Origin of the sequence: Streptomyces sp. NPDC047072, from assembly GCF_040643855.1 — a bacterium.
Classification (GTDB): Bacteria; Actinomycetota; Actinomycetes; order Streptomycetales; family Streptomycetaceae; genus Streptomyces.
This window is the reverse complement of sequence record NZ_JBEYVC010000007.1, coordinates 73,369-90,231: the sequence shown is the minus strand read 5'-3', so window position 1 is coordinate 90,231 and position 16,863 is coordinate 73,369. Positions and strand designations below refer to the sequence as shown.

Here is a 16,863-nt window from a genome sequence, read left to right as displayed (position 1 = left end):
GAAGGGCCCCGTCGATCGCTTGGGGCCCCTCATCGTCGTACGAGAAGTACGAGACAACCGCGGGCTACCGGATCAGCCGCACTGGCACGGGTTGCCCGACTGGCACCCGCACCCGCAGCCCGAGCCGCAGCTGCACGCGCCGATGACCGTCAGGGTCCTGATCTGGGCGGGCTGCTCGGTGGGGCGTTCCTGGGTCGGGTCGGACGTGGGAGTGCTGGGGGATTCGGCCATGGGTCCTCCTCGAGGCGAGGGCCTGACCTTCCCGGCGTACGACCAGACCCTGTCCCCATTGCATGCCCGCCCCCCTGGGCGCATCAACGGCGCACTGTGGCTCGCCCACGCCCCGAACAGCTCCCCGCACACCTCACCGGTGCCACCCCCGGAGGGTCACGCCCCTTCGACCCCCGCCACCGGCTGGATCTCAGCCGCCTGGAGCTCGTCCGCGTGTTCGCCCGTCACCAGGTACACCACCCGCTTCGCGACCGACACCGCGTGGTCGGCGAAGCGCTCGTAGTAGCGGCCCAGCAGCGTGACGTCCACCGCCGTCTCGATGCCGTGCTTCCACTTGTCGTCCAGCAGGTGCTGGAAGAGCGTGCGGTGCAGGAGGTCCATCTCGTCGTCGTCCTGCTCCAGCTGGAGCGCCAGGTCGACGTCCTTCGTGATGATGACCTCGGCCGCCTTCGCCATCAGGCGCTGCGCCAGCTGGCCCATCTCCAGGATGGTGGCGTGCAGGTCGTGCGGGATCGCGCGCTCCGGGAAGCGGAGCCGGGCCAGCTTCGCCACGTGCTGCGCGAGGTCGCCCGAGCGCTCCAGGTCCGCGGACATGCGGAGCGAGGTGACGACGATACGGAGATCCGTGGCGACCGGCTGCTGCCGGGCCAGCAGCGCTATCGCGCGCGCCTCCAGGTCGTGCTGGAGGTCGTCCACCTTCTGGTCGGCCTCGATCACGCTTTCGGCCAGCTTCAGGTCGGAGTCGAGGATGGAGGTCGTGGCGCGTCCGATCGCCGAGCCGACCAGCCGGGCCATCTCCACCAGACCGTCGCCGATCGAGTCAAGTTCCTCGTGGTACGCGTCCCGCATCAGGGTTCCCTCTCGTACGTCGTTCTCTCGGGGTTCCAGGGGCCAAAACCGGCCGTGAAACCGGTGCTGCGTACCCCACGCTCCCACGTTCGGCCCCCTACGCGTCCGTTTCCGCCCTCCCAAATGAACCAATACTGGCTCCAAGGTGAACTCTGGGCGACGAGTGTTCGAGCTGACACTCGGACGGCTGTGGCCAGGACCGATCCCGTGCCTAACCTGGAGGCATGGACGTGAACGCGGCGGTCGCCGCAGCGGCAGCGATCGCCGGTGTGCTCACCGGTGTGATCGCCATGCTGGCGTTCCGCTGGAGCGAACGCGACCAGAAACGCCCCACCCGCACCTCCCTGCACACCGACCCGGTCCTCCCCCCGGGCGTGGACACCGTCCTGTCCGTCCTGCGCTCCTCGGCCGTCGTCCTCGACGAGGCCGACGCCGTCGTCAAGGCCAGCTCCGCCGCCTACGCCCTCGGGCTGGTCCGCGGCGGCAAGCTCTCCGTGGAGCCGATGCTCCAGATGGCCCGCGACACCCGACGGGACGGCGAGATACGGCAGGTCGAGCTGGACCTCCCCCGACGGGGGACCGGCCGCGGCGAGGCCCTGGCGGTCTCCGCGCGCGTGGCGCCCCTCGGCTCCCGGCTCGTACTGCTCCTCGTCGAGGACCTCACCGAGGCCCGGCGGATCGAGGCGGTACGACGCGACTTCGTGGCCAACGTCAGCCATGAGCTGAAGACCCCCGTCGGCGCGCTCTCCCTGCTGTCCGAGGCCGTCATGGACGCCTCCGACGACCCGGAGGCCGTCGAGCGCTTCGCCGGCCGGATGCAGATCGAGGCGACCCGGCTGACCAACCTGGTCCAGGAGCTCATCGACCTCTCCCGGGTGCAGAACGACGACCCGCTGGAGGACGCCGAGCCGGTCCGCGTCGACGAACTCGTTGCCGAGGCCATCGACCGCTGCCGCCACCAGGCGGGCACCAAGCAGATCACCATGGCCGCGGGAGGCTCCGCCGACCTGCTGGTCTGGGGCAACCGCGGCCAGCTCGCCGCGGCCCTCGGCAACCTCGTAGAGAACGCCGTCAACTACTCGCCCGCCCGCACCCGCGTCGGCATAGCGGCCCGCCGGGTCACCGCGCCCGGCGGCGACCTGATCGAGCTCGCCGTCACCGACCAGGGCATCGGCATCTCCGACAAGGACAAGGAGCGCGTCTTCGAGCGCTTCTACCGCGTGGACCCGGCCCGCTCCCGCCAGACGGGCGGCACGGGCCTCGGTCTCGCGATCGTCAAGCACGTGGCCGCCTCGCACGGCGGGGAGGTCACGGTGTGGAGCTCGGAGGGACAGGGCTCCACGTTCACCCTCAGGCTGCCGGAGGCGGGCGCGGCCCGCGACCGCGCGCTCCAGCACCCCGACCTCGACGACGAGGACGGGCCCACCCCCGAGTCGACTTCTTACGACCCGCTTCCCGCCCCGGAGGTCCTTCCGTGACCCGAGTGCTCGTCGTCGAGGACGAGGAGTCCTTCTCCGACGCCCTGTCGTACATGCTCCGCAAGGAGGGCTTCGAGGTCGCGGTCGCGACCACGGGCCCCGACGGACTCGACGAGTTCGAGCGCAACGGCGCCGACCTCGTCCTCCTCGACCTGATGCTGCCGGGCCTGCCCGGCACCGAGGTCTGCCGCCAGCTGCGCGGCCGTTCCAACGTCCCCGTCATCATGGTGACGGCCAAGGACAGCGAGATCGACAAGGTCGTGGGCCTGGAAATAGGAGCCGATGACTACGTCACCAAGCCGTTCTCCTCGCGCGAGCTGGTCGCCCGTATCCGGGCCGTCCTGCGCCGCCGCGGCGAGCCCGAGGAGGTCACCCCGGCCGCGCTGGAGGCCGGTCCGGTCCGTATGGACGTGGACCGCCACGTGGTCACGGTCTCCGGCTCCAAGGTCGACCTCCCCCTCAAGGAGTTCGACCTCCTGGAGATGCTGCTGCGCAACGCGGGCCGCGTCCTGACCCGCATGCAGCTCATCGACCGCGTCTGGGGCGCCGACTACGTGGGCGACACCAAGACCCTCGACGTCCACGTCAAGCGCCTCCGCGCCAAAATCGAGCCGGACCCGGGCGCGCCCCGGTACCTGGTGACGGTGCGGGGTCTCGGCTACAAATTCGAGCCGTAAACAGCAGCTGCCGTACGACGAAGGGCGGGCCCTCCTCAGGAGGTCCCGCCCTTTCTCGTACGACTGCTCAGTGGCTCTCGGCCGTCGCGCTCGCGGAGGCCGCGTCGGTCGGCGTGGCCGCGCCCGAGGGGGTCGCCGAGCCGGTCGGGGTCGCCGACGGCTTGCCCGTCGCCGCCGGGGTCGACGGCACCGCCGAGGGGCCCCACTTCTCGTAGTAGCTGTCGGCCGGGACGACGAAGGCGCGCAGGCTCACGTCACCCGTTTCGCTGAACGTGAAGGTGATCTTCTGGGCGTTGCCGTCCTTGATGCCCTCGCCCAGTTCGCTCAGGGCCGCGGAGGCGTTGCCCTTGCCGCCGAGGACGATGGAGCCGTGCGCCGGGACGGAGACCGCGCCCTTGCCCTTGGCGGCCTTGATCTCGGCGCTGCCGCCGCCGTCGACGCTGATGGAGTCGAGGGTCTGGGGCTCGTCGCCGGTGTTGAAGACGGTGGCGGAGACGGCGGCCGGACCCTTGGTCTGGCCGTCCTCGTCGTTGGGCTGGGTGATCACCACGACGTTCTGGAGCTTGATGGTCCCGACGGTGGTCGCCGCGTTGTCCGGCTTGACCTCCAGCGTCTGGGCGTTGTTGCCGGCCGCGCACGCGGAGAGCGCGGCGACCGAGAACGCGATGGCGGAGGCGGCGAGGGCGCCGCGTCGAAGGCTGCTGCTCACGGCGGCGGCAACTCCTTGACTTGAGCGAGGCGGCCCATAAAGCCGCGCTAAGTGTCTGTCAGCGGCCTTAGGTTACCGAGCCGTTCCCGCCCGGCCGCACCCGACCCTCCCCAAGAGGCGTGTCACTCCGTGCACAAGTGACTCGTGAGTCACTTTGGTCGCGCACTCCGGCGCTAGTCCGGCATTCACATAAGCGCCGCCGAGACCCGGCGGCAAATTTTCAGTGAAGGAATGCGGGATCGCCCTCGGAATTGATCACCCTGTGATCCCGCGGCCTCCGTGATCAATTCCGGAATCGGCGCGGAAGCGGCCGACGGACACCGAACGGAGTAGCGGAAGTCGCACACATGGAACCGGACATTTGGGGACGTTAGTCCGCTCGGACGGGCCTCCGGATGTGTGTAACGTACGCGTTTCACCTCCCCCGGAGAGCCGCTCCGACCTGCGAATACCCTCTTCCGCTCGCCCTCCGCAGCACGTTCCTGTTGCTGTTGTCAAGCCCCGAGATATGCCCTGACCTGCGAAAACGCCATTCAGAACCCGCCGTTTCCGTGTTACCCTGGATAGCCACGGAAGGGGTACCTGTCACATGACGTTCAAGGTTGGCGACACCGTGGTCTATCCCCATCACGGGGCCGCGCTGATCGAGGCCATCGAAACTCGCCAGATCAAAGGCGTGGACAAGACCTACTTGGTGCTGAAGGTCGCCCAGGGTGACCTGACGGTACGTGTGCCAGCGGACAATGCGGAGTTCGTCGGCGTGCGTGATGTGGTCGGTCAGGACGGGCTGGACCGGGTCTTCGAGGTGCTGCGCGCGCCGTACGCCGAGGAGCCCACTAACTGGTCCCGTCGTTACAAGGCAAACCTGGAGAAGCTCGCCTCCGGCGATGTCATCAAGGTCGCGGAAGTCGTGCGTGACCTGTGGCGTCGTGAGCGCGAGCGCGGACTCTCCGCAGGTGAGAAGCGCATGCTCGCCAAGGCTCGGCAGATCCTGGTGAGCGAACTCGCCCTCGCGGAGAACACGAACGAGGACAAGGCCGAAGCCCTGCTCGACGAGGTTCTCGCCTCCTGAGCGTCCCTGTGCAGGCAGCAGCAAGCCCGCTCAGCTCAGCAGCAGAACACTGAAATGCCGCGGTGCCCGATGACGCGAAAGCTGTCGCCGGGCGCTGCGGCATGTTCGTCTCCGGCGCCGTAAGCGTGTTCCTCCCGGGGGTGCACCCCCGATACTGGGCGTGCCGGGCCCGGGCAGCAGGCTCGACCGTGTCACGGAAGGGTCCGGTCAAGGCGTCGCGCCCGGCACGCTGACTCCGTACCCACCTTGGCCGAGCACACAAACCTGACAGGAACCGATGTCTGACGTTTCGCGCCCATCGACCGCGGAAGAACGGCCCAACGCCCGTACGGCGGTCGTGATTCCGGCCGCCGGCCGGGGCGTACGCCTCGGCCCGGGCGCCCCCAAAGCGCTCCGCGCGCTGAACGGCACCCCCATGCTCATCCACGCGGTCCGCGCGATGGCCGCCTCCCGGGCCGTCTCCCTGGTCGTCGTCGTGGCCCCGCCCGACGGCGCCGCCGAGGTCAAGTCCCTCCTCGACGCCCACGCGCTGCCCGAGCGCACCGACTTCGTCGTCGTCCCGGGCGGCGCCGAACGCCAGGACTCCGTCAGGCTCGGCCTGGACGCCCTGCCCCCGGACTACGACATCGTCCTCGTCCACGACGCGGCCCGCCCCCTCGTCCCCGTCGACACCGTCGACGCGGTCATCGAGGCGGTACGGGAAGGAGCGGTGGCCGTCGTGCCCGCGCTGCCCCTCGCGGACACCGTCAAAGAGGTCGAGCCGGCCCCCGGTGAGCCCGAGCCGGTGGTCGCGACCCCGGTCCGCGCGCGCCTGCGCGCCGTACAGACCCCGCAGGGCTTCGACCGGGCCACCCTGGTCCGCGCCCACGAGACGGTCACCGAGGACGTCACCGACGACGCGAGCATGGTCGAGCAGCTCGGATCGACGGTCGTGGTCGTGCCCGGCCACGAGGAGGCGTTCAAGGTGACCAGGCCGTTGGATCTGGTGCTGGCGGAGGCGGTTCTGGCGCGCAGGAGGCTCAACGATGGGTTCTGACCTCGTCCTGCCCCAGGTGGGCATCGGCACCGACATCCACGCCTTCGAGGAGGGCCGCGAGCTGTGGTGCGCGGGCCTCAAATGGGAGGGCACCGGTCTCGCCGGGCACTCCGACGCGGACGTCGTCGCCCACGCCGCCTGCAACGCCCTCTTCTCGGCCGCCGGACTCGGCGACCTCGGCCAGCACTTCGGCACCGGCCGCCCCGAATGGTCCGGCGCCTCCGGCGTCACCCTCCTGACGGAGGCCGCCCGCATCGTCCGCGACGCCGGCTTCCGGATCGGCAACATCGCCGTACAGGTCGTAGGACCGCGTCCGAAGATCGGCAAGCGCCGCGACGAGGCCCAGAAGATCCTGTCGGAGGCGGCGGGAGCACCGGTGTCGGTGTCCGGGGCGACAACGGACGGACTGGGATTCCCCGGTAGGGGTGAAGGGCTGATGGCGGTGGCGACGGCCCTGGTCGTACGGGTCGCCTGACCCTCGCCCACAACCGTTATCCACAACCGTCTCGGGCACTCGACAACGCCCACTACCCTAGGGATCGTGACTATTCGCCTGTACGACACCAGCGCCCGGCAGATCCGTGACTTCGCCCCGCTCACGCCGGGCTGTGTCTCGATCTACCTCTGTGGCCCCACGGTGCAGGCGGCCCCGCACATCGGCCACATCCGCTCCGGCCTGAACTTCGACATCATGCGCCGCTGGTTCGAGTACCGCGGCTACGACGTCACCTTCATCCGCAACGTCACGGACATCGACGACAAGATCATCACCAAGGCGGCCGAGCAGAACCGCCCGTGGTGGTCCATCGGCTACGAGAACGAGCGCGTGTTCAACGACGGTTACGCCGCGCTCGGCTGCCCCCCGCCGACGTACGAACCGCGCGCCACCGGCCATGTCACCGAGATGGTCGAGATGATGCGCGGCCTCATCGAGCGCGGCCACGCGTACGAGGCCGACGGCAGCATCTACTTCGACGTGCGCTCCTACCCGGGCTACCTGTCGCTGTCCAACCAGGACATCGACGACCTGCGCCAGCCCGACGAGGGCGTCTCCGGCAAGCGCGACCCCCGCGACTTCGCCATGTGGAAGGCGGCCAAGCCCGGCGAGCCCTACTGGGAGACCCCGTGGGGCCGCGGCCGCCCCGGCTGGCACCTGGAGTGCTCGGTCATGGCGCACAAATACCTCGGCTCCGCCTTCGACATCCACGGCGGCGGCCTGGACCTGATCTTCCCGCACCACGAGAACGAGATCGCCCAGGCCAAGGCCTACGGCGACGAGTTCGCCCGGTACTGGGTGCACAACGCCTGGGTCACCATGAGCGGCGAGAAGATGTCCAAGTCGCTCGGCAACAGCGTGCTCGTCAGCGAGATGGTCAAGGCCTGGCGCCCCATCGTGCTCCGCTACTACCTCGGCACGCCCCACTACCGTTCGATGATCGAGTACAGCGAGGACGCCCTGCGCGAGGCCGAGTCCGCGTTCGCGCGGATCGAGGGCTTCGTGCAGCGGGTGGTCGAGAAGGCCGGTCCCGTCGAACCGTCCGCCGAGGTGCCGCCCGCCTTCGCCGAGGCCATGGACGACGACTTCGGGGTCCCGCAGGCCCTCGCCGTCGTGCACACCACGGTCCGGCAGGGCAACAGCGCCCTCGCGGCCGACGACAAGGAAGCCGCCGTCGCCCGCCTCGCCGAGGTGCGCGCCATGCTCGGCGTCCTCGGCCTGGACCCGCTCGACGCCCACTGGGCCGGCGAGAGCGACCGCGGCGAGGATCTCCACGGCGTGGTCGACAGCCTCGTGAGGCTCGTCCTCGACCAGCGCGAGGCCGCCCGCGGCCGCAAGGACTGGGCCACCGCGGACGCCATCCGCGACCAGCTCGGCCAGGCCGGACTCACCATCGAGGACAGCCCCCAGGGCCCGCGCTGGAGCCTCGGCCCGCGCTAGCCGCGCCCCGGTCACCGAAGATCGATTGTGCCGCCCGGCCCTCCGGGCGGCACACTGCATAGACGTACGAAAACATCACCGACGTAGGACAGGTAGGTCATGGCAGCCAACAACCGCCGCATGTCCGGCAAGAAGGGCGCGCAGGTCGGCAGTGGCGGCCAGCGGCGCAAGGGCCTGGAGGGCAAGGGCCCCACCCCGCCCGCCGAGATGCGCAAGGGCCACAAGAAGAACCGAATCGCCAACGCGCAGGCGCGGCAGACCGCACGCCGTCCCGCACCGCGCGGCCGCGGCGGCAAGGGCACCTCGGAGATGGTCGTCGGCCGCAACCCCGTGGTCGAGGCGCTGCGCGAGGGCGTGCCCGCGGTCACGCTCTACGTCCAGCAGTTCATCGACAACGACGAGCGGGTCCGCGAGGCGCTCCAGCTCGTCGCCGACCGCGGCGGCATCCACCTCATGGAGGCCCCCCGCCCCGAGCTCGACCGCATGACCAACGGCCTCAACCACCAGGGCCTGGTCCTCCAGGTCCCGCCGTACGAGTACGCCCACCCCGAGGACCTCGCGTCCGCCGCCTACGACGACGGCGAGGACCCGCTCATCGTCGCCCTCGACGGCGTGACCGACCCCCGCAACCTCGGCGCGGTCGTCCGCTCGGTCTCCGCGTTCGGCGGCCACGGCGTCGTCGTACCGGAGCGGCGCGCGGCCGGCATGACCGCGGGTGCGTGGAAGACCTCCGCCGGCACGGCCGCCCGTACGCCGGTCGCCCGCGCCACCAACCTGACCCGTGCGCTGGAGGCGTACAAGAAGGCGGGCATCGTGGTCGTCGGCCTCGCCGCCGACGGCGAGCACCAGGTCGGCGAACTCGACGCCCTGGAAGGCCCGGTCGTCATCGTGGTCGGCAGCGAGGGCAAGGGCCTGTCCCGACTGGTCGGCGAAACCTGCGACTTCAGGGTGCGGATCCCGATGCCGGGTGGCGCCGAGTCGCTCAACGCCGGTGTGGCGGCGGGGATTGTGCTGTATGAGGTGGCCCGGCGGAGGGGCTGACGGCGATCGGCGGAGGCTGGCGGAGCCCGCCGGTCGGAGGCCGGTGCAGCCGTGCGAAGCGCGAAGCTGCGAGGGCGGCAGACAAGAGGGGTCCTGCGACTTCAGGGTGCGGATCCCGATGCCGGGTGGCGCCGAGTCGCTCAACGCCGGTGTGGCGGCGGGGATTGTGCTGTATGAGGTGGCCCGGCGACGCGGGTGACGGGCGTGCGTGAACGGGTGTTCGTGGGCGTCACCCGGATGGGGTGTTCCGGGTCTTCCGGGCGAGCTTGACGGAGTCCGGACAGATCCGGCGGGTCAAAGCAGTGTCCTAAACACACGTCACTCGGTTAGATGAGTGTGGACACCAGAACACCCCGCACACCCACGGGGGGACGCTCGTCGGGATTCGATTCCGGGTTCGATGACGCTCCCGCGCTGAGCATGGTGAAGGTGCCGAGCGATCCGGCGCAGATCATCGTCAACCACGCGAGTTTCCGCGTGCAGTTGGGCGCGTCGGCGAGACGGAGTCAATCCCCGAGCATCGCCCGGCACTTGAGCGCCGCCGAGGACACCGCACACATGCCGGCCGTCGGCGCGAGTGCCGGTGCGGGTCGCCGACGACCCGTCGTCTGGAGCGGCAAGTCCGCGCCCGACGACACCGGCGCCATCCGCCTGCTCCAGGCCGTGCGGGGCGGCAGCGTCCGCCACGGCGAGACCGCGCCGCCGTCCGCCGACGCCGGAGCCACCCAGGTCATCCCGCGCGTCGACGTCGACCACGGCTACCAGGGCGGCCACGACGACGAGTTGACCCGCACCGTCGAGACCCCGATCGTCGGCGCCCAGCGCACCCCCGACGGCGACGGCACCCGACTCCTGCCGAACATGCGGGCAGTTGGCAGCGTCGACGACGAACGCGCGTACGCCGACCCGGAGTTCTCGGCGGCCTACGACGAGACTGGCGCCGCCGGCCCCACGAGGCGCCCCGGCGACGAAGCGGCCCGGCACGCCTACTACCCCGGCCGCCGTATGAACCTCGGCGTCGTCCTGCTCCCGCTGCGCATCTTCCTCGGCTTCATCTCCATCTACGCCGGCATGGGCAAGCTCTGCGACCCCGTCTACTTCGACGGCGGCAAACGCGGCTCCATGGTCAAGTGGCTCAACACCCTGCACCCCTGGGAAGTCGCCGAGCCACTGCGCCAGTTCGCCCTCCACCACCCCGTCGGATCCGGCCTCGTCATCGCCTTCCTCCAGGTCATCGTCGGCGTCCTGACGATCCTGGGCTGCTGGCAGCGGGTCGCCGCGGTCGTCGGCGCCGGCCTCTCCGCCGCGCTCCTCGTCACCGTCAGCTGGAAGAGCGTCCCCGCCTACGACACCCCCGACATCATCTACCTCGCCGCCTGGTCCCCGCTGATCATCGCCGGCGCCCCCGTCTACTCCGTCGACGGCCGCCTCGCCGGCAGCGCCTGGCGCCGCCTCGGACCCCGCTCCGACATCTGGGAACTGCGCCGCTACGTCCTGCGCCGCGGCGCCCTCATCACCGCGATCGTCGCCGGCCTCACGTTGCTGATCGGCTCCGTCCTCGGCGGTGCCGTCCGCGACGCCGACCGGATCATCGTCCCCGGCCCCGGCGAGGCCCCGCGCAACGAACTCCCCGGCTCCCCGCTCCCCTCCGAGCCCGGCCGGCCGCACAAGAAGACCCCGTCCGCCTCCACGTCCCCCTCCGGCGGCGCCACCGCCGGCCCGTCCGCCGACGCCTCCACGGCACCCGGCGCGACCCGCGACACCGGCACGGCCACCGGCGGCGCGCCCAGCCAGACCCAGGGCACCACCGGCCGCACCTCGCCCCAGCAGTCCTCGCCCGCCCAGCAGGCCCCCAGCACGACCTCCGGCCCGACCGGCGGCACGGGTACCTCCGGCGGCTCCACAGGCGGCTCCGACACCGGAGGCTCCTCCTCCGGCGAACCGGGCCTGGTGGGCGGCCTGTTGGGGTAGGCGGGCCGGTGGGCGACATCCTGGGCAAGCCCACCGGCTGAGACCGACGGCCCGCACAAAGGTCCCGCACAGATGGATGTGCGGGACCTTTTCCTACGTGGTGCTAGCGCCCCAACGCGGCCAGTTCCTTCGCCGCCTCGGTCAGATCCTTCGCCGTGTCGATGGCCCGCCAGTACGCCCCGTGGGGAATCGGGAACCCGGCGAGCCGCGACTCCCGCGCGAGACGCGGAAACGTCGTCCGCTCATGGTCCCCCCGCTCCGGGAGCAGCTCCGCGAACGCTGGCGAGAACACGTACACACCCGCGTTGATCTCGAACGTCGACGGCGGCGACTCGATGAAGTCCGTGATGTGCCCGAACCCGTCCGTCTGCACGGCGCCCCAGGGGATCCGCGGCCGCGCGAGCGCGAGCGTCGCGACCGCGTCCCGCTCCGTGTGGAAGTCGGCCATCTCGCGCAGCGAGAACCGCGTCCAGATGTCCCCGTTCGTCGCATACCAGGCCCGGTCGGGGTGCGGAAGACGCGCCGCGGCGTACCGGAGCCCACCGCCCCGCCCGAGCGGCTCGGTCTCCACGACCGTACGGACGTTCACCGGCAGGTCGGCGGTGGACAGCCACTTCTGGAGCACCTCGGCGAGATGCCCACAGCTGACGACGACGTCGGTCACGCCCTCCTCGGCGAGCCAGACGAGCTGGTGGCCGATGATCGGCGTGCCCGTGCCGGGGATCTCGACCATCGGCTTGGGCCGGTCGTCGGTGTAGGGGCGCAGCCGGGAACCCTGCCCACCGGCGAGGATCACGGCCTGGGTCGGCCGGGACACGGCGTTCGGATCACTCATGCCGAAACTGTACGTCGCACCCTGCGGGCGGCCGGAGCGGGGCGGGGGCGCCCACGCGAGCGGGAAGAAGGGCTGCCGTGAGCGGGAGAAGGCCGCCCGAGCCGGAGGGGCAGCGCCAGCCGGAGGGGCCGACCGAGCCGCATAAAGCCAGCCGAGCTGGAGGAGCGACGCGAGCCGGAGAATGCCGACCGAGCCGGAGAAAGCCACCCGAGCTAGAGGGGCGGCGCGAGCCGGAGGAACCCGCGAGCCTGAGAAAGCCGTGAGACGGAGGAACCCGCGAGTCAGAGAAAGCCGTGAGCCGGGGAAAATCGGGAGCCGACACGGCCGACCGGCCCGAGAGGGCCCGCCGCGTCACCGGCCCGCCCGACAGGCTCGTAGGAGCTGCCAGGCGGGCCGTGTGGGCTGTACGGGCCGGAGGAAAGGCGTCCCGCCCCGGCGCTAGCCGTGCGCCGCCGCCACGCCCGTCGCGAAGGACGTGTCGCAGACCGGGCGGGCGTAGGACTGGGCGCGGGTCGGGCCGTAGACGCGGACCGCCGCGCGGCCCAGGGCGCGGGCGATGGACACGCAGTGCTTCGCCAGCGACGGACGCTCGTTCACCGCCTCCTGGAGGTGCGTGAGGGCGATACCGGGGTTCTTCTGCTGGAGCTCGGTCAGAAGCTGGTCGCGCAGGATGTCCTGGGCGGCCCGGTGCACGCTACGGGCCTTGCCGTCCGACACCGTCGCGTCCGACGCGGTGAGCACCGAGCCGGAGGAGGGATCCCCCGTCCAGTTGACCCGGGTGACCGCGAGGGTTCCCGAGAGCACCAGGACGACGGGCAGGACGAGGGCGAGGGAGCGGCCGATCCGGCGGGCGGGGCCCCGACCGCGACGCGTCTGTTGGTTAGTGGAGTGCTTCACGCGTGTGAGGGTAGCGCCCGGTGATGATTTGGCGACATTTAGTCACCGGTTCGGGGGACGAGATGGTGGCGTTTTTGGGGTAAGGCGTTGACGCACGCTGCTCGAAATGCCCGGTGTGCCGGGGTATTTGGCGCAGCCCGGCCGGGCACGAAAAGGGCCCCGCAGCGCTCTGCGGGGCCCTACTCGTCAACCTGGGTGAATTACCCCGGGATGTACCCGGTCGGTCGCCCGGTGTCAGTCGGACAGACGCTCGCCCGTCGAGGTCGAGAACACGTGGGTCTCACCGGCGCGCGGGACGACGTTGAGCGTGCTGCCCTTCTCCGGGACGTCACGGCCGCTGACACGGACCACGAGGTCCTTGGAGTCGTCGCCGACCTTGGCGGTGCCGTAGACGTACGCGTCGGCGCCGAGCTCCTCGACGACGTTCACGACGACCGCGAGACCCTGGTCCGACTCCGGACCGGCCACGTCGAAGTGCTCCGGACGGACACCGACGGTCACGGTCTTGTCCGTGGTGGCGGAGAGCGCCTCACGGTCGACCGGGACGACGGACTTGCCGAACTTCACACCACCGTCGGCGATCGGGACCTCGACCAGGTTCATGGCGGGGGAGCCGATGAAGCCGGCGACGAAGAGGTTGGCCGGACGGTCGTACATGTTGCGCGGGGTGTCGACCTGCTGGAGCAGACCGTCCTTGAGGACCGCCACACGGTCGCCCATCGTCATGGCCTCGACCTGGTCGTGGGTGACGTAGACGGTCGTGATGCCGAGACGGCGCTGCAGCGAGGCGATCTGCGTACGCGTCGACACACGGAGCTTGGCGTCGAGGTTCGACAGCGGCTCGTCCATGAGGAAGACCTGCGGCTCACGCACGATGGCGCGACCCATGGCGACACGCTGACGCTGACCACCGGAGAGCGCCTTCGGCTTGCGGTCCAGGTACTCGGTGAGGTCGAGGATCTTCGCGGCCTCCTCGACCTTCTGCCGGATCTCCGCCTTGTTGATGCCGGCGATCTTGAGCGCGAAGCCCATGTTGTCGGCGACCGTCATGTGCGGGTACAGCGCGTAGTTCTGGAACACCATGGCGATGTCCCGGTCCTTCGGCGGCAGGTGCGTGACGTCACGGTCACCGATGCGGATGGCACCGCCGTTGACGTCCTCGAGCCCCGCGAGCATACGGAGCGAGGTGGACTTGCCACAGCCGGACGGGCCGACCAGGACGAGGAACTCGCCGTCCTCGATGTGGATGTCGAGACCGTCGACGGCGGGCTTCGTGGAACCCGGGTAAATACGGGTCGCCTTGTCGAACGAAACAGTGGCCATGGCTCAGAGGCCCCCTTCTACCGGCAGGAACGTGCCGGACGATCCGTTGTAGGAAGGTGGTGGTGTAGTCCACAGGTGGACTGGCATTGGACGGTACCTGGCGTTCACCCGTATGTCAGTACCTATGCCCCTGTGAACTTCGCGGAAATTTTCGACAGAGCGCCCTGATGACCTGGGTACACTGCACGGGCGCCTCCTTAGCTCAGCTGGCCAGAGCAACGCACTTGTAATGCGTAGGTCGTCGGTTCGAATCCGACAGGGGGCTCTTTCCGAGCCCAGCTCAGACGGTGTCTGAGCTGGGCTTTCGCGTGAGCGGGAGGTCTCTGATCGCCGGATCCGTGATGCGCGCCCGCAGCGCCTCCGTGAAGCGCTCCGCGTGCAGGACCCGAAAAGGGCGCGAGTGGTACGGCCGGGTCCCGGGGTCGACGCGGTCGGTCAGGCGGAGCTGGTTGTGGAGGTCGGCGACCGTCTCGTAGGCCGCCGCAAGATGCCCCTCGCGCGCGTGCCAGTCCGTCGCCGCCAGAGCCGCCGTAAGGACCGGGACGAGCCGGTGCCCCGCCGACGTACGGGCGAAGGCACTGCCGAGCCATTTCGCGTACGGCGGCCAGCGGCGGTCCATGAGGAGGCACAGGCGCATCAGGTGCCGCGCCTGCCGGGCCGCGACCACGGCCGAACCGAGCTCGTCGCCGACCTCGCCGCAGCGGCCGACGAAGGCCTCCTGGTCGGCGATGCGCTGCCACCCGCGGGCCAGGACGTGCAGCCACACGTCGTGCGGGTACCAGCGCAGGGCCGCCCGCGCGGGGGCGAGGACGTGCAGCCCGTCGTGGAAGACGGCGCCGCCGGTGACCTCGGCGAGGCGCTGGGTGGGCGTGGCGAGCCAGTCGGCCGTGGCGATGGGCGCCGTCGGGTCGAAGCCGAGGGTGTGGGTGAACCACGAGGAGACGTGGCTGACCTCGACACGGTGGTGGACGGGCCCCTCCGTGGCCGCCATGACACGGATGTCGGCCGCCTCGCCGGTGGGCGCGAAGTGCGTGGGATAGCCGTGGAACGTCTTCGGCAGGTGCTCGGCGAGGACGTGTCTGATGCGGCCCGCGTGCCGGGAGACGTCCCCGGGACGGAGGAACAGCTGGAGGCGCGGCCCCCACTCGTGGTCGACCGAGCGCGGGGTGTCGTAGCCGAGGACCTCGGAGCCGGGGCCTATCCGGGCGGCCGAGTGCGGTATGCCCGCAGCGGCCTCCTCCAATAACGGCCGTACGGCCTCGGTGTAGAAGCGGCGCGCGAGTTCGAGGCCCGGGATGAACACAGGGGTACGGGTGTTGCTCATGTAAGTGAGCCGTGCCCGCTCAGTGCTCATGCATGCGTGTAACCTTCACGAGTTCCTCGTCCGTCAGCCGGTAAACCGTCCACTCGTCCTGGGGACGCGCGCCGAGGGACTCGTAGAAGGAGATCGCGGGCGTGTTCCAGTTCAGGACGGACCATTCGAGGCGCTGGTAGCCGCGCTCGACGCAGATGCGGGCGAGTTCGGTGAGCAGGGCCTTGCCGTGGCCGCCGCCGCGGGCCGTGGGGCGGACGTACAGGTCCTCCAGGTAGATCCCGTGCACTCCGCGCCAGGTGGAGAAGCTGAGGAACCAGATCGCGTAACCGACCACCGTGTCCTCGGAGTCGGTCGCCACATGGGCGTAGACCGCGGGACGGTCGCCGAAGAAGGCCTCATGGAGCTGGTCCTCGGTGGCCCGCACCTCGTGCAAGGCCTTCTCGTAGTCGGCGAGTTCGCGGATGAGCGCGTGGATGACGGGGACGTCGGCGGGGGTGGCGGGACGGATCATTCCAGGCTCCAGAAGGTCGATTCGCGCACCAATGGTTCGCTTCGGGCACCAATGGGGCCGCCTCAGGCACCCGAGGCGCGCAGGCGGCGGGCGATGTCCAGCTGACGGGGTTCGACGGCACGGCCGTCCTCGACGTCCCAGAGGGCGTTCTGGAGGAGCCGTCCCAGCGTCCACGCACGCGCGCGTGCCCGGTCCAGGCCCATGACGTCCGTCATGGCGTCGAATCGCCAGCCGACCTCGTCCGGCTCGTAACGGTTGTCGAGGGCAGGCCAGAGCTCGAAGCCGGGGTCACCGGCGAGCGGTTTGGGGTCGATGGCGAGCCAGGGGGCCCGGTCGGAGGCGAGGACGTTCTCGTCGTGCAGATCCCAGTGCAGCAACCGGTCACCGGGCTCGCCCACGACCTCGCGCACGGCGGCCGCGCAGTCGGCCAGCAGCCGACGGGTCTCCGAGTCCGGAACGCGCTCCAGGGCCCACGGAGTGCGCTCCAGCATGGCCCCCGCGATGTCCCCGAGGCGCCGCATGCCCTCCGGGGCGGGCCGGGACGTCAGATGGGCGAGCAGCCCTGCGATCACGAGGACGGCATCACGAGTCCCGGGCAGGGTCGACAGCATGCGGGAGGGGTCGAGGCGCTCCAGGAGCATGGTGTGGGTGACCGGGTCGTGGTCGAGGAGCCGTACGGCCCCGTCGCCGTCCCACAGACGCAGCGCGACCGGCTCACCGACGCTCTCGTCGTCCAGGAGCTGGAGCTTGAGGACGGCGGGGGTGCCGTCGGAGCGGCGGACGACCGGCAGGACGAGCGCGGTGACGCCGTGCATGGAGGGGCCGTCCGGTCTCAGGTCCCAGCGGTCGAAGAACTCTTCCGCCACTGCCGGCAGACCGGCGACGAACCGCCGCCCCGCCTCGCCGTTGTAAAGCTCCTGTGTCGCTGCCAGCGCCTCCGGGATGTCGATCACCCTGCGGACCCTACCGGCGTGCGTGAATC

The 16,863-nt window shown here is 70.5% G+C and carries 17 protein-coding genes, 1 tRNA gene and 1 pseudogene; 10 read left to right on the top strand and 9 right to left on the bottom strand.

All coding sequences use genetic code 11. From position 1 onward, the window contains the following. Nucleotides 1-72: 72 nt before the first annotated feature. Both ABZ896_RS05100 and phoU read right to left on the bottom strand, forming a co-directional pair. Nucleotides 73-231, bottom strand: coding sequence for a hypothetical protein (locus tag ABZ896_RS05100; protein WP_360922092.1), 159 nt, complete (start codon nucleotides 229-231; stop codon nucleotides 73-75). A gap of 156 nt (nucleotides 232-387) precedes the next feature. After that, nucleotides 388-1,080, bottom strand: coding sequence for a phosphate signaling complex protein PhoU (phoU, locus tag ABZ896_RS05095; RefSeq protein ID WP_360922089.1), 693 nt, complete (start codon nucleotides 1,078-1,080; stop codon nucleotides 388-390). A gap of 224 nt (nucleotides 1,081-1,304) precedes the next feature. Here phoU and ABZ896_RS05090 point away from each other — a divergent pair, with 224 nt between their 5' ends. Beyond that, entirely contained in the window at nucleotides 1,305-2,558 is a 1,254-nt protein-coding gene (locus tag ABZ896_RS05090) for an ATP-binding protein (protein ID WP_360922086.1), read from the top strand. Continuing rightward, the gene (locus ABZ896_RS05085; RefSeq protein WP_015659563.1) at nucleotides 2,555-3,235 is read left to right on the top strand and encodes a response regulator transcription factor; all 681 of its coding nucleotides are present in this window, start codon (nucleotides 2,555-2,557) and stop codon (nucleotides 3,233-3,235) included. The genes ABZ896_RS05090 and ABZ896_RS05085 overlap by 4 nt, the downstream gene beginning before the upstream one ends. 67 nt (nucleotides 3,236-3,302) lie before the next feature. On the opposite strand, the gene ABZ896_RS05080 is transcribed toward ABZ896_RS05085, so the two are convergent. Continuing rightward, nucleotides 3,303-3,944 (bottom strand): copper chaperone PCu(A)C, encoded by a 642-nt coding sequence (locus ABZ896_RS05080; RefSeq protein ID WP_360922083.1) that lies wholly within the window; start codon nucleotides 3,942-3,944, stop codon nucleotides 3,303-3,305. 589 nt (nucleotides 3,945-4,533) lie between these two features. Between ABZ896_RS05080 and ABZ896_RS05075 the strand changes: the two genes are divergently transcribed. From ABZ896_RS05075 to ABZ896_RS05045, 7 genes and pseudogenes are all read left to right on the top strand, one after another. Further along, nucleotides 4,534-5,016 (top strand): CarD family transcriptional regulator, encoded by a 483-nt coding sequence (locus tag ABZ896_RS05075; protein WP_003953493.1) that lies wholly within the window; start codon nucleotides 4,534-4,536, stop codon nucleotides 5,014-5,016. Nucleotides 5,017-5,293: 277 nt separating this feature from the next. After that, the gene (gene ispD, locus ABZ896_RS05070; protein WP_360922080.1) at nucleotides 5,294-6,052 is read left to right on the top strand and encodes a 2-C-methyl-D-erythritol 4-phosphate cytidylyltransferase; all 759 of its coding nucleotides are present in this window, start codon (nucleotides 5,294-5,296) and stop codon (nucleotides 6,050-6,052) included. Next, nucleotides 6,042-6,527, top strand: a complete 486-nt coding sequence (gene ispF / locus ABZ896_RS05065) for a 2-C-methyl-D-erythritol 2,4-cyclodiphosphate synthase (protein ID WP_360922078.1) — start codon at nucleotides 6,042-6,044, stop codon at nucleotides 6,525-6,527. Before ispD ends, ispF begins: the two co-directional genes overlap by 11 nt. Before the next feature lie 66 nt (nucleotides 6,528-6,593). Continuing rightward, nucleotides 6,594-7,988: a cysteine--tRNA ligase gene (gene cysS, locus ABZ896_RS05060; protein ID WP_360922075.1), complete on the top strand. Its 1,395-nt coding sequence runs from the start codon at nucleotides 6,594-6,596 to the stop codon at nucleotides 7,986-7,988. A 99-nt stretch (nucleotides 7,989-8,087) separates the two neighbouring features. Continuing rightward, the gene (gene rlmB / locus ABZ896_RS05055) at nucleotides 8,088-9,029 is read left to right on the top strand and encodes a 23S rRNA (guanosine(2251)-2'-O)-methyltransferase RlmB (protein WP_360922071.1); all 942 of its coding nucleotides are present in this window, start codon (nucleotides 8,088-8,090) and stop codon (nucleotides 9,027-9,029) included. A gap of 88 nt (nucleotides 9,030-9,117) precedes the next feature. Further along, nucleotides 9,118-9,228 (top strand): annotated as a pseudogene (locus ABZ896_RS05050) (TrmH family RNA methyltransferase); the annotation flags it as partial. A gap of 131 nt (nucleotides 9,229-9,359) precedes the next feature. Continuing rightward, on the top strand, nucleotides 9,360-11,000 hold the full coding sequence (locus ABZ896_RS05045; RefSeq protein ID WP_360922069.1) for a DoxX family membrane protein: 1,641 nt from the start codon (nucleotides 9,360-9,362) through the stop codon (nucleotides 10,998-11,000). A gap of 103 nt (nucleotides 11,001-11,103) precedes the next feature. Here the strand turns inward: ABZ896_RS05045 and ABZ896_RS05040 are convergent, their stop codons facing one another. The 3 genes from ABZ896_RS05040 to ugpC form a co-directional block, all read right to left on the bottom strand. Beyond that, a complete protein-coding gene (locus tag ABZ896_RS05040) occupies nucleotides 11,104-11,835 on the bottom strand; it encodes a nucleotidyltransferase family protein (RefSeq protein ID WP_360922066.1) in 732 nt (243 codons plus the stop codon). Between the two features lie 438 nt (nucleotides 11,836-12,273). Continuing rightward, nucleotides 12,274-12,732 carry a hypothetical protein gene (locus tag ABZ896_RS05035; RefSeq protein ID WP_360922064.1) on the bottom strand — a complete coding sequence of 153 codons (459 nt, stop codon included), beginning with the start codon at nucleotides 12,730-12,732 and terminating at the stop codon, nucleotides 12,274-12,276. A 234-nt stretch (nucleotides 12,733-12,966) separates the two neighbouring features. Next, entirely contained in the window at nucleotides 12,967-14,055 is a 1,089-nt protein-coding gene (gene ugpC / locus ABZ896_RS05030) for a sn-glycerol-3-phosphate ABC transporter ATP-binding protein UgpC (RefSeq protein ID WP_360922062.1), read from the bottom strand. A gap of 191 nt (nucleotides 14,056-14,246) precedes the next feature. On the opposite strand from ugpC, the gene ABZ896_RS05025 reads away from it, so the two are divergent. Then, nucleotides 14,247-14,320: transfer RNA gene (locus ABZ896_RS05025), tRNA-Thr, on the top strand. A gap of 15 nt (nucleotides 14,321-14,335) precedes the next feature. Here ABZ896_RS05025 and ABZ896_RS05020 read toward each other — a convergent pair. The 3 genes from ABZ896_RS05020 to ABZ896_RS05010 all read right to left on the bottom strand — a co-directional run bounded on the left by ABZ896_RS05020 (nucleotide 14,336) and on the right by ABZ896_RS05010 (nucleotide 16,834). Beyond that, complete coding sequence (locus tag ABZ896_RS05020; protein ID WP_360922059.1) at nucleotides 14,336-15,409, bottom strand: DUF4037 domain-containing protein; 1,074 nt, start codon at nucleotides 15,407-15,409, stop codon at nucleotides 14,336-14,338. Further along, nucleotides 15,399-15,881: a GNAT family N-acetyltransferase gene (locus ABZ896_RS05015; protein WP_360922056.1), complete on the bottom strand. Its 483-nt coding sequence runs from the start codon at nucleotides 15,879-15,881 to the stop codon at nucleotides 15,399-15,401. The genes ABZ896_RS05020 and ABZ896_RS05015 overlap by 11 nt, the downstream gene beginning before the upstream one ends. 62 nt (nucleotides 15,882-15,943) lie before the next feature. Continuing rightward, nucleotides 15,944-16,834 (bottom strand): aminoglycoside phosphotransferase family protein, encoded by an 891-nt coding sequence (locus ABZ896_RS05010; protein ID WP_360922053.1) that lies wholly within the window; start codon nucleotides 16,832-16,834, stop codon nucleotides 15,944-15,946. Nucleotides 16,835-16,863 lie beyond the last annotated feature (29 nt).